At 45.9% G+C, this 12,927-nt stretch carries 10 protein-coding genes; 8 read left to right on the forward strand and 2 right to left on the reverse strand.

All coding sequences use genetic code 11. From position 1 onward, the window contains the following. Nucleotides 1–40: 40 nt before the first annotated feature. Both HHL16_RS20260 and HHL16_RS20265 read right to left on the reverse strand, forming a co-directional pair. Nucleotides 41–3,520 carry a hypothetical protein gene (locus HHL16_RS20260; protein WP_169427160.1) on the reverse strand — a complete coding sequence of 1,160 codons (3,480 nt, stop codon included), beginning with the start codon at nucleotides 3,518–3,520 and terminating at the stop codon, nucleotides 41–43. Between the two features lie 132 nt (nucleotides 3,521–3,652). Continuing rightward, nucleotides 3,653–5,233 carry a S41 family peptidase gene (locus HHL16_RS20265; protein WP_169427161.1) on the reverse strand — a complete coding sequence of 527 codons (1,581 nt, stop codon included), beginning with the start codon at nucleotides 5,231–5,233 and terminating at the stop codon, nucleotides 3,653–3,655. A gap of 142 nt (nucleotides 5,234–5,375) precedes the next feature. Between HHL16_RS20265 and HHL16_RS20270 the strand changes: the two genes are divergently transcribed. The 8 genes from HHL16_RS20270 (at nucleotide 5,376) to HHL16_RS20305 (ending at nucleotide 12,876) form a co-directional block, all read left to right on the forward strand. Beyond that, on the forward strand, nucleotides 5,376–6,230 hold the full coding sequence (locus HHL16_RS20270) for an N-acetylglucosamine kinase (protein WP_169427162.1): 855 nt from the start codon (nucleotides 5,376–5,378) through the stop codon (nucleotides 6,228–6,230). A 43-nt stretch (nucleotides 6,231–6,273) separates the two neighbouring features. Then, nucleotides 6,274–7,104: an N-acetylmuramic acid 6-phosphate etherase gene (gene murQ / locus HHL16_RS20275; protein WP_169427163.1), complete on the forward strand. Its 831-nt coding sequence runs from the start codon at nucleotides 6,274–6,276 to the stop codon at nucleotides 7,102–7,104. A gap of 88 nt (nucleotides 7,105–7,192) precedes the next feature. Then, nucleotides 7,193–7,756: a hypothetical protein gene (locus tag HHL16_RS20280; protein WP_169427164.1), complete on the forward strand. Its 564-nt coding sequence runs from the start codon at nucleotides 7,193–7,195 to the stop codon at nucleotides 7,754–7,756. A gap of 272 nt (nucleotides 7,757–8,028) precedes the next feature. After that, nucleotides 8,029–8,859 carry a prephenate dehydratase gene (locus tag HHL16_RS20285; RefSeq protein WP_169427941.1) on the forward strand — a complete coding sequence of 277 codons (831 nt, stop codon included), beginning with the start codon at nucleotides 8,029–8,031 and terminating at the stop codon, nucleotides 8,857–8,859. Further along, nucleotides 8,856–10,055, forward strand: a complete 1,200-nt coding sequence (locus HHL16_RS20290) for an aminotransferase class I/II-fold pyridoxal phosphate-dependent enzyme (protein WP_169427165.1) — start codon at nucleotides 8,856–8,858, stop codon at nucleotides 10,053–10,055. Before HHL16_RS20285 ends, HHL16_RS20290 begins: the two co-directional genes overlap by 4 nt. A gap of 1 nt (nucleotide 10,056) precedes the next feature. Beyond that, the gene (locus HHL16_RS20295; RefSeq protein WP_169427166.1) at nucleotides 10,057–10,905 is read left to right on the forward strand and encodes a prephenate dehydrogenase; all 849 of its coding nucleotides are present in this window, start codon (nucleotides 10,057–10,059) and stop codon (nucleotides 10,903–10,905) included. Then, entirely contained in the window at nucleotides 10,902–11,108 is a 207-nt protein-coding gene (locus HHL16_RS20300) for a hypothetical protein (protein WP_169427167.1), read from the forward strand. Before HHL16_RS20295 ends, HHL16_RS20300 begins: the two co-directional genes overlap by 4 nt. 79 nt (nucleotides 11,109–11,187) lie before the next feature. Beyond that, nucleotides 11,188–12,876: a DEAD/DEAH box helicase gene (locus tag HHL16_RS20305; RefSeq protein ID WP_169427168.1), complete on the forward strand. Its 1,689-nt coding sequence runs from the start codon at nucleotides 11,188–11,190 to the stop codon at nucleotides 12,874–12,876. Nucleotides 12,877–12,927: the final 51 nt, after the last annotated feature.

Consider the following 12,927-nt stretch of genomic DNA (forward strand, 5'->3'; position numbering starts at 1 on the left):
GAGAAGAGGCTGTTTCATTTGCGAAACAGCCTCTTCTCTTTTATGGTGTTACCGGTGTCTGATATTTGTAATCATATTCCTTCAGAATATTTCCATCGGTATCTCTTACACGCTTTAATCTTTGCATCTGATCGTATTCATAATAACTGATGTTTCCGTTGAGATCACTCATGCTGGTGATGCCGATCAGCGGCTCGCTGGTGAATGATTTCATCTGGGCATCTTTCGGATACAATCTCAGTTCATCTATCAGTCCACTTCCGCTGATGGAAAGGCTGGTTGAGTTGAGCGTAACCTCCTGTTGGTAATACTTCCAGCCATTAACGGTTTTACCGGTTTTTGTAGTTGCTGTGCCACCGGCAATGGTGTAAGGGGCTGAGAGGTTTTTACTCCAGTAAGAAATGATATAGGTTTTTCCGGAAGTGAGATTGTTACGGCTAAGGTTACCGTTGATGAGATCGTAGCTGCGGGTACCGGTGATCCTCTCTGTTGTATTACGGATGGCAGAAGCGATGTTCCAGTTACCGGCGCTGTTCAACTCGAATGAAGTATAGGCTGATTGATTGTTCTTTGCGTTCACGATTTCTGCCATGAGTTCGATGCCTGCATCGTCCCAGATATAGTTGCTTTCTACGTTGTCTTTTTTAGCCTGACTGAGCAGGTTGCCCTTTGCATCGTAGTTGATGAAGAGTTGAGTTTGTGCATCGGTGCTGTTGCCGATGGTTGTAGAAACAGAAGCGGGGAGGAGAAGGCCGCCATTCCATTCTTTGAACTCGGTTTTGGTTTCACTCACTTTGTTGCCTGCAATGGTTTCTGTGGTTTGAAGTGGAGCTGCAACCATGTTCTGCTGGATCATTTTTAATCTGGCAGCTTCCAGTACAGGATCAGTAAAACTCAGATCCTGTGGGTATTTCAACTCGGTGATTTTGGTTTGGTTTTTACTGTTGATCTCTTCTATTCGGGAAGGCAGCACTTTATTTACGCCATCATAGAAGTAGTTCTTCTGGGTTGTGAGTTGTTGTGCAGGCGTTTCTGAGTTGCCAATGTAGGAATATTGTATTTGTCCATCAGAAAGAATCCTGGAGTAAAATTTCAGGAGTGAATAACGTCGGATTTGTGAGTAAATAAGCCAGGTTGATAATTGAGTGTCGTGTTCTGAGCCAAAAGTGTTCGGAAATTCAGGAAACATTCTTTGAGGAGAAAAAACATCCTTTAGAGAATAGCTGTAATTTGTGTTTAGGGGAGCCCCAGAGTAAGATAAGTCAAGGTTCTTATACTCTTTGCTTATTATTCTATAAGCCCCATTTGGTAGTTTTTCGTAAAATCCTTTACTGAGAAGCTGTCCTTCGTGCTCGGCCCTTGTCAGATCTATAAAGAAGTACGGATAATGGTCAACTTCTTCTACCTGAGGTTGAGCAAATTCATACCGGATTTCTCCCGCCTTTCCCTGATCACCATAACGCTCAGTTACGTTCAGGTATTTAATCGGACTACCAGATGTGCTCAATGCATTGCTGTTTGATATGGTGTAAATAGATCCGCACATTCTTATGCAATCGAAAACCTGTACCGGCTCATAGTCTTGTTTACTCAGGTAATCAGGTGTTCCTCTCCAAAAATAATTGTTGTAAAAATATTCCTTGAAATATGAAGGACTCCCAACGCTGTTGAATGTCATTTTTTTGATTCTATGACCACCGACTGGTAAAATCACGGGAGCATTGGGAATTACTGTAGCGTGTTCAACAGTCAACTCAAGTCGTTGGTTATCTCCGGTTGATTCAATGTTGATGGCATGATTGCCGGCCACAACATTTTCAATTCTATAATTTCTTTCCACATATAGTACTCCGGGAGACAGTTCCTCTGTGAATTCATTAATATTCCGGGGGTCAATATACAGACCGTTATAGGAGATGGATGGTTTTGGATCAGATTCGTTGTACACCCATATTTCAGTGATGTAAATATTCCCATTTTCAGGCATTGCAATTGTTTCCTGTTGAGAAGCAGTGTAGTTCCTTTGCCAGAGAAATTGCCTGGGTGGTGCTGGTATTCCGCTTTTCAGATAGGAAGGAACCTGTTGAGGAGAACTGTATGTTATCTGATTGGGTTCATACTCAAATATTGTATTCCCTCCTGTTGGGTATTGAATTGATTTTAACATGCCTGCGATAGACATTGATGGAACCGCTCTTCTTTCAGCTCCGGGGATATCATAATTATTTGTACCGGGATAACCTTGATAGGAGTAGGCTGGTACGAGTGAGCTATTGGAGAAGCCATTGAAGTATCCCCAATGATCTTGCTGGAAAAATGAATTACCCCGGCGATCGAGGGAAGGCATCGGAAACGAACCTTCATAATATTCAAATTGATATGATTGCCCCTGGCTTACCGGCTGTCCGATACTCCTTTCCTGTACCTTCTTAAGCATTAACCGACTGGGATTATTATCGTAAGTGAAGTCGAAAGCCTTTATCAGCATGCCTTTTGAATTATACACTTCAAGCATATCCAGTGCATTTGACCAGTTGATGCCTGGCCCGTTGTAGGTTTGGATCAGTCTTACATCTTCTCTTGATGTTTGGGCTTTGAAGACTACTTTATTGTTGTTGTACCTGATTTCGTTCAGCAGATAATTCGGGATTTGTGTTTTTGAGGCAGTTTGAACAAGTCCTTCTCCCAGACAATGGCATTGCCAGTCTGAGTATCTGCTGGCCTGATAAAGATCAGAAGTTGTAATGGTTCCCTGAGTGTATGTGAATTCTACTATATTTCCTTTGGGTGAAGTAACTTTTGAAAGATACCAGCTTGAGCCATTGAATTGAGATAATGCCTTTGGCCCTCTGATGTCGGTGATGGTGGTTTCTCTTACATTGAACAGATACACAAAACCATTTTCATCTTTGATAGTAAATGCCTCAATAAGCCCTCCGTTTGGATTGCTTGTAAAACTTATCTTCAGATTATTATTGGTCAATGGCTCACATTGCCCATTTTGATCGATATAGAAAGTGCCTCCCTGGCCCAGAAAGGAGAAGGAAAAAACATCATGTTGGATATCTGCTCTGACTTCATCCACCAATTGAAAAAAATTCCCTTTTTCATATGATGGCAATGTTTCGAATTTCTTTGCGTTCAAACGCTCATTCTGGGTTCTGAGCATCCCAAAGTCATCATCATCTGGCAGCCCTCTTACCTGCTGGGTAACTACTCCACCTACCTGGAGGTCCCAGCCATGCCCTACCCATGATGGAATATCTGCCAACTTTAATCCTGTGTTGCTATAACTCAATGAAATCGGAATAGTGATATCACCTGCCTGCACTGTATATAATGGAACACCGGCTCCAACCTGACCCGTATAAAGATTCACAGGTACGTCGAGGTATTTCATCATTGACGCTACATTCGGTGATTTGAATGTAGGAAAGTTGTTGGAAGCCTGCCCATTGAACTGAGCATTGGATACACATGCAGATCCTGTCAGGATAAGCAGCAATAGAACTTTTCTCAAAAACACTTGTCTGAAGTTTAGGGTTAATGATCGTTTATCAGTCGGGGCTGGTTCAAAACAAAGTTGCCAAAGCTAGTAAATAAAAAAGCCGGTACAAATTTCCTGTACCGGCTTTCCTGAATTTCTTTTTGATTATTTCTTCAACACGTCCAACGCCTTCTTCACTTCCTTGTCGTAGGTATTATTCACTTCATAATATCCTTCCATTCTCCAGATCTGTCTGGCAGTGTAAGCATGAATTCTTTGCATCAATTCTTCCTTATCTCTTGCAGGTATATTCTGCAGATTGATATTATTCTTCGCTGCATAAGCAACCAGACTATTGTACGCATCCGTAGGATCGAATCCTTTCGCTAATTCAGCTGCTGTTTTGAACTTGCTGAAATAGTCTTTATGCTGCATGTAATTAGTGAAAATGAATCTGCTGAATGTTTGTGTAGTGAACAACGACACTGCTTCTTTTGAAAATGCTGCCGTATCGAAGGGAACAAATACATCAGGAGTGATGCCACCTCCGCCATACACAGTTCTTCCTTTCTTTGTTTTGTAAGCAGGGCCGGTATGCGTAGCGGCTGAATCGCCATGGATCATTTCGCCATTTGCAAAACGATTGTCGAGTTCGCTTCTGTATGCTGCACGGCCATGATCGTATGGTTTTTGGATATTGCGGCCAAGTGGAGTGTAGTATCGTGCTACTGTTAAACGCAGTGCTGATCCGTTGTTCAGCTCGTACTGTTCCTGCACCAATCCTTTTCCGAATGTGCGGCGGCCTACGATGGTAGCGCGATCCCAATCCTGCAATGCTCCTGCCAGCACTTCACTCGCAGAGGCGGAGTTCTCATCTACCAGCACTACCAGTTCTCCTTTCTCAAAGAGGCCCGGACGCTTGCAGCGATACTCGGTTTTCTTTTGATGCGTTCCCTGCGTGTATACGATCAGTTTATCATCGTCGAGAAATTCGTCTGCGATATCGATGGCTTCTCCGAGGATGCCACCGCCATTGTCGCGCAGATCGAGTACCAGTTTCTGTAAATTATTCTTTTGCAATTCTTCCATTGCAGCCATGAACTCTTCGTAAGTGGTGCCGGAGAATTTATTGAGATGAATATAACCGGTAGTATTGTCTACCATGTAAGAAGCATCCACAGAGAAGAGAGGAATATTGCCGCGGGTTACTACGGTATTCACTTTCTTTCCGTTGCGGAGCAATGTGATATTTACTTTGGAGCCGGCAGGGCCGCGGAGGAATTTCTTGATCTTATCGCCATTGATATTGCCGGTAACTACAGAATCGTTTACAGTGAGGAACTGATCGCCGGTCTGGAGACCTGCTTTGTCGCTCGGTCCGCCAGGCAGTACATTGCTGGTGAAAACAGTATCGTTGAGTATGAAGAATTCCACGCCGATACCTTCAAAGTTTCCCTGGAGATCTTCATTCACTTCGGCGAGTTTCACTGCGGGGATGTACAGAGAGTGCGGATCGAGGTGGCCCAGCATGGCCTGTACGGCATCATCGCTGAGGCTGTCCTGATTTACGGAATCCACATAACGGATATTGATCAGGTCCATCACTTCCTGAACGGTACTGGGGCGGGCGGTATCAAACAGTCCTTTCGAGAATGGAATATTCTTTCTGAGTCCTGAACCGATCCACATACCAACGATCAATACCACCGAAAAGAGCAATGGCAGCCATACCTGTAATTTCTTCATGCAAGGGTCTCTTAAATATTAAATTTTCCAAATTTCGGGGCGAAGTTCATAATTAATTCTCAATTCCGCGCTTTACCTTCGTTGAACGGTTGTTAAATGGTAGGAATGTTAATTCCACACCGGTAGTTTTAAAAGTAGTTTTATGGCAATATTGATAGCAGACAGTGGTTCAACAAAGGCAGAATGGGCGCTTGCAGGCAAGGGCAGGAAGACCAGGACAGTATTTACGCAGGGTATCAGCCCTTATTTTCTGAATACGGCCCAGATCGAGGGCGTTCTTCGCAATGAATTGATCCCCGGTTTCAAAAAAGCCGAACTGGAATCTATCGAAGCCATCTACTATTATGGTACAGGTTGCAGCAATCCCGAAAATGTTAAGTCTGTAAAAGCCGCACTCAGCAAGGTTTTTAAAGGAATCAAACCGATCGAGGTTACTCACGATCTGATGGGCGTGGCCCGCGCATCCTGCGGACATGAAAAAGGCATCGCCTGCATTCTCGGTACCGGCAGCAATACTGCTTTCTACAATGGTAAGAAGATCATGAAAGTGAGTCCCGGACTGGGATACGCACTCGGTGACGAAGGGAGTGGCGCTTACCTCGGAAAAAAAGTGATCCAGTACTATCTCTACGGCACATTCGACGAAGAACTGCGCTACCGTTTCGACCAGAAATACCATACCAATTCCGCTGAAATTCTCGATAACGTATATAAAAAGCCATTGCCTAACCGCTACCTGGCTTCGTTTGCGCTCTTTCTCGCAGAGAACAGAGACCATTATATGATCGAGAACATCATTGAAGACGGCTTGAACGATTTCTTCTTTACCCACCTCTGCAAACTGAACGAAAGCTGGAAGATGCCTATCCACTTTATCGGCAGTGTAGGCTTTGCATTCAAAGATGTACTGGCCGATCTCTGTCATGCCTACGAATTTGAACTGGGCAAGGTGCTGAAGAATCCGATGGCGGGACTGATAAAATACCACCTGGGATAACCAACAGAACCAGCCCGTTTATTCATACTGAAATTGTACGCTCATGTCAGCGGCCTTTAACAAGATCACTGAGCAGGCCAGTCCATACCGGCATCTGGAGAAAATGAGTATCCGGGAACTGCTCACCAATATCAATACAGAAGATCAGCAGGTACCGATGGTAGTGGCCAGTGCCATACCTCAGATAGAGGCATTGGTAACCATCATCAGCGATAAAATGCTGGCCGGAGGCCGGCTGTTCTATATCGGAGCCGGCACCAGTGGCCGCCTCGGCATACTCGATGCCAGCGAAATTCCACCTACTTACGGATTGCCTCAGGGCCTCGTTGTCGGCATCATTGCCGGTGGTTCCGAAGCCATTCAGAAGCCCATCGAAAATGCGGAAGACAGCTGGGAACAGGGATGGAAGGATCTCGAAAAACACCAGATCAGCGATAAAGATGTAGTGGTGGGAATCGCAGCCAGCGGCACCACACCCTATGTGATCGGAGCGGTGAAAGCCGCGCGGGAACAGGGCATTCTTACCGGATGCATCACCTGCAATTATCAAACGCCACTCGCAGATGCAGCAGCTTATCCCGTGGAAGTGGTGGTGGGACCGGAATTCGTAACCGGAAGCACCCGCATGAAAAGCGGAACTGCACAGAAGCTGGTACTGAACATGATCTCCACTTCTGTGATGATTCAGATTGGAAGGGTGGAAGACAACAAGATGGTGAACATGCAACTCACCAATGCCAAACTGGTAGACCGTGGCACGCAGATGCTGATGGAACGAACCGGCATCACCAATTACGAAGAGGCCAAACAATTGCTGCTCAAATACGGAAGTGTAAAAAAAGCGGTGGACGCGTACAAATCTCCTGCCAGCTAAATCCCCGGCCATTGGGCATTCTATACGAAATTTTTCACAAAAAAATATTTGGAAACGGCTGGTCGCTGAACGTAAATTGTAGATAGCTATGCATGATATCGAACCATTTTACAATTGGCGTCACATCTATACAAGTGAGCAGGATGAACGGAGCCCGTTCTACGGACGCGTATACTCGGAGTTTGAATTCACTCAAACCGTTTACAATTATTACATCCATCCGCAGTGGGATGATTTCGGTAGCCGTACCATGTATCTTAAAACACTGATGGTAGATTATGATGAACATTATGCCATCATCGAACTGATAGGAGAGTGGAATGATGCCATCGAAAATGATATCATGGAACTCAAACGCGAAGTAGCGGATCCATTCATCTACGAAGGCATCACCAAATTCATTCTCATCGCAGAGAACGTACTCAACTTCCACAGTAGTGATAAAGAATATTACGAAGAATGGTTCGACGAAGTAACTGATGAAAACGGATGGGTGGTGATACTCAACATGCCCGAACAAACACAGCACGATTTCAAACGCGCCAAACTCCATCGTTTCTTCGAACTCAAAGAACTCGATAACTGGCGTACCTACAAGCCTTTCCACCTCTTCAGGAAGATAGATGAAGAAATGACGAACCGTCTCGATTAATCCACTGAAAAAGTGGACTTAACAAACAGTTGTTCGGATAATATTTTTCAATTCACCAAAAATTTATTTTGCGTTTCGCGTTTTGTGATTACTTTTGATTCAATGAACATCAACAAGGCATACGGATTCTTTTATTTTAGCTTTTACTACTTTAGAAGGTGGCCGGGAATGCTTTTGTTGAAAACAAACTAGAAATAAAAAAATCAACATAAAGAGTCCCGGCCGAAAAGCCGGGACTTTTGTTTTTACTAATCACTACAGATCAGTCTGATATGGCAAAAGTCTCGATACAAGGATACGAAGGCAGTTTTCATCAGGTAGCAGCCCAGCAATACTTCGGCAAAGACGTAGAAGTGATACCCTGCGCCACTTTCCGTGAAGTAGTTAAGATCGCCGGCAACAAAAAAGAAAGTGATGGCGGACTCATGGCCATCGAAAATTCCATCGCCGGAAGCATCCTCCCCAACTACAGCTTACTGCAGAAAAGCAATCTTCAGATTGTTGGAGAAGTTTATCTTCCTATTAAACAACACCTGCTGGTTAATCCCGGCGTGAAGCTCGAAGATATCCGCGAAGTACACAGCCATCACATGGCTATTCAGCAATGTTTGGAGTACTTAGATAAGTTCGACTGGAAACTCGTAGAAACCGAAGACACAGCCCTCAGCGCAAAAAAACTGCATCAGCATAAAAGCAAACATATTGCGGCCATCGCCAGCAAACTCGCTGCAGATCTGTTTGAGCTGGATGTTATCACACCAAACATCCACACCATGAAAAGCAATTACACCCGTTTTCTGGTGATCAAACGGCCAGACACAGCCGAAGTTGTCGAAGATGCGAACAAAGCATCTGTGAACTTCAACACCGATCACTCAAGAGGCAGCCTTGCACGCGTGCTTACCCGCATCGCAGATGGTGGCATCAACCTCAGCAAACTGCAAAGCTTCCCCATTCCCGGAAGCGACTGGCAGTACAGCTTTCATGCAGATATGGAATTCGAAACCCTGCAGCAATTCGAAGACGTGATCAATGAAATAACACCTATCACAACCGAACTCAAAGTATACGGAGTTTACAAAAAAGGCAAAGCGATCGTATGATAACTACATCCAAAAGATTAGAAGGAATCGGTGAATACTATTTCTCTCAGAAACTGAGGGAGATCGAAGGCCTCAACCAGCAGGGCAAACAGATCATCAACCTGGGCATCGGCAGTCCTGATCTACCGCCGCATCCCGATGTGATCCGCACCCTGCAGGAAGAAAGCGCCAAGCCCAATGTGCATGCTTACCAATCTTACAAAGGATCTCCTGTGCTGCGCAAAGCAGTGGCAGACTGGTATGCGCAGTGGTACGGTGTAACACTTAATCCCGATACCGAGATACTGCCGCTGATCGGCAGCAAAGAAGGCATCATGCACATTTGCATGACCTATCTCGATGCAGGCGATATGGCCCTCATTCCCAATCCCGGTTATCCTACCTATAGCAGCGCCGTGAAACTCGCAGGCGGAACAACGGTTCCATACGAGCTCACAGAAGCCAACGACTGGTACCCCGATTTCGAAGCATTGAGCAAGCAGGTAACTGCGTTGAATGCTGCCGGTAAGGGCACAGTGAAACTCATGTGGGTGAACTATCCGCAGATGCCAACCGGCAAACTGCCCGATGCCAACCTCTTCACAAAACTGGTAGCATTCGGCAAAGCACACAACATTCTTATTTGTCACGATAACCCGTACAGCTTTATTCTCAACGATTCTCCAATGAGCCTGCTCAGCATCGAAGGTGCCAAAGACATCGCACTCGAACTGAACAGCCTCAGCAAATCGCAGAACATGGCAGGATGGAGAGTGGGCACACTCAGCGGCTCCAAAGAACGCATCGAAGAAGTGCTGCGTTTCAAAAGCAATATGGACAGTGGCATGTTCCTTCCGCTGCAACTCGCAGCAGCAAAGGCTTTGGGCTTACCCAAATCGTGGTACGAAGAAGTGAATGCTACTTATCGCAAGCGCAGAGTGAAAGTATTCGAACTGCTCAGTCTGCTCGATTGCGTGTTCGACCAAAACCAGGCTGGCATGTTCGTATGGGCTAAGATCCCTGCGGGATATAAAGACGGATTTGCACTCAGCGATGAAGTGCTCTACAATGCCAACGTGTTCATCACACCGGGTGGCATCTTCGGAAACGCAGGTGATCCCTATGTGCGCGTGAGCCTCTGCAGCAGCGAAGAAAAACTCGCAGAGAGCATACAGCGTGTGCAGCATTTTTTATCAACAGCAAAAGTTTCTCAATAGCATGTTCAATGCAGTAACCATAGTAGGAGTGGGGTTGATTGGAGGAAGCTTCAGTCTCGCCCTCAAGAATCTCGGCCTCACCAAAAAAGTGATTGGTGTGAGCCGCACAAAAGCCAGCGAGCTGAAAGCGCTCGAACTGGGATTGATCGATGAGGCCATGAGCCTCGAAGACGCAGTGCGCAACAGCGATCTCATTTATGTAGCCATCCCCGTAGACACTACCATTCCGGTAATGAAACAGATCATGGATCTGGTAACCGATCAGCAGATCGTAGTGGATGCAGGCTCTACAAAAATGGCCCTCTGCGAGTCGCTCCATAATCATCCGATGCGCCATCGTTTTGTAGCAAGCCATCCGATGTGGGGTACGGAGTATAGCGGCCCCGAAGCCGCAGTACAGGATGCTTTCACAGGAAGAACCTGCGTGATCTGTGAAAAAGATAAATCAGACGCAGCAGCTGTAGAAAAAGTAGAGAATGTATACCGCCAGCTGGGTATGCGCATGACATACATGGATGCAGACAGTCACGATATGCACGCCGCATACGTGAGTCATATTTCACATATCACATCCTTCGCCCTCGCCAATACGGTGCTGGAGAAGGAGAAAGAGGAAGATGCCATTTTTGAACTGGCGGGTGGTGGTTTTGAAAGCACGGTGAGACTGGCTAAAAGTAACCCTGCCATGTGGGTGCCCATCTTCATGCAGAACAAAGATCATGTGCTCGATGTGCTCAATGAACATATCAGCCAGTTGAGAAAATTCAAAAGTTGCCTCGAAAAGGAGAACTTTGAATACCTGCAGGAACTGATTGAGCAGGCCAACAAAATCAAAAGGATCATCAAATGAACTGGAGTTTCGACGTGTTATTCTTTGCCGGATTCGGTATTATCTGCCTGTATCTGGCATTCAAAAGATCGAAATGGCTTTTCTGGGGCTCTTCAAAGTCCGAAAGACTGGAGCTTTCCCTGGGAAAACATTATAAGTTCTGGGTCAATCTGACTGCAGGACTGCTATTTTCAGGCATCGCAGTGTACTTTTTGCTGCACTAGCATTGCTTTTCAGCTCTTTGAGAGGATAATTTAGGCTGCCCGCGCGGTAAATGGTACCTTTGCGCAAATTTTTTACTTTATGACGACTTTCGACGCATTGGGTTTGGATGCGAGATTGGTACAGGCTACCGATGCACTTGGCTACAAAAACCCAACACCTATACAGGAACAAGCGATTCCTGTTCTGCTTAGCGGCACCAAGGATTTGGTGGGCCTGGCACAAACTGGTACGGGTAAAACAGCTGCATTCGGTTTACCCCTGTTACACCTGATCGATGAGAAGCAGAAATTCCCCCAGGCGCTGGTTGTTTGTCCTACCAGAGAGCTGTGCCTTCAAATTGTGAATGAGATGGAACAGTTCAAGCAATTCATACCAGGCATGTTTGTAGCTGCCGTGTATGGAGGAACTTCTATCGGGCAACAGATCCGCGAACTTAAAAGAGGCGTTCAGATTGTAGTGGCCACACCAGGCCGTCTGATCGACCTGATTGAACGAAAAGCAATTAATCTGGAAGAGATCAAATATGTGGTGCTCGATGAGGCAGATGAAATGCTGAACATGGGATTCAAGGAAGACATTGAATTCATTCTGCAGAATACGCCCAACCGCGGCGCCACCTGGCTGTTCAGCGCTACCATGCCACCTGAGATCAAGCGTGTAAGCAAACGCTACATGAAAGAACCTTTCGAGATCACGGTAGGCAAAGTGAACACAGCCAATAAAAACATCGACCACCAGTATTACATCACATCGGCCCAGTACAGATATCAGGCATTGAAACGACTGATCGATTTCAATCCCGGCATCTACGGTATCATCTTTACCCGTACAAAAGCAGATGCGCAGGACATTGCAGAGAAACTTACCCGTGAGGGATACGATATCGATGCATTGCACGGAGATCTCACGCAGCAGCAGCGCGACAAAGTGATGGGCGAATTCCGCGAAAAAACTTTGCAGTTGCTCATTGCTACCGACGTAGCAGCGAGAGGTATCGATGTGAAAGACATCACGCACGTTATCAATTACGAACTGCCCGACGATGTTGAGGTGTACACACACCGCAGCGGCCGTACAGGCAGAGCCGGTAACACAGGTATCTGTATGTCTATCATACATGCACGTGAAACAGGCAAAATGCGTCAGATCCAATCCATTGTTCAGTCTCCGTTCCACAAACTGGAGATCCCAAGCGGAAAGGATGTTTGCCGCAAGCAGTTCTACCACTTTATGGACAAACTGCTGCAAACCGATATCAGCCATGGAGGATACGAAACCTATGTTCCGATGCTCGAAGAGAAATTCGCAGACATCACCAAGGAAGAGATCCTGAAACGCCTGGCAGCCATGGAATTCGACAGATTCCTCAAATACTACGAGAATGCCGAAGACCTCAACGTTCGCGAAATCAAACGCGGAGAAAGAGGCGAACGACCAAATGATCGTGGAAGATTTGAGCGTGGTGGCGAAAGAGGTGGAGATGGCCGCCGCGATACCAGAGGACGCACATTCGGTGGCGGTGGCGATTACGCACGCCTCTTTGTGAACCTCGGAACCAAAGACGGATTCTACAAAGCCAGCTTCCTTCAGTTTATTCTCGATATGAGCGATCTCCGCAAAGAGGTGCTCGGAAGAATCGATATGAAAGAAATGAATAGCTGGATCGAAATCGATAAAGGCGCTGCGCAGCAAATGATCCGCGCTATCGACGGTAAAAATTACCGCGGAAGAAAGATCAGAATGAACGACGCAGACAGCAGACGATAATTCAATTTCAATGTTTGAAAATTTGAATACGTCTGTTGCCTGACTAACAAA

The organism is Pseudoflavitalea sp. G-6-1-2 (assembly GCF_012927185.1).
Lineage (GTDB): Bacteria > Bacteroidota > Bacteroidia > Chitinophagales > Chitinophagaceae > Pseudobacter.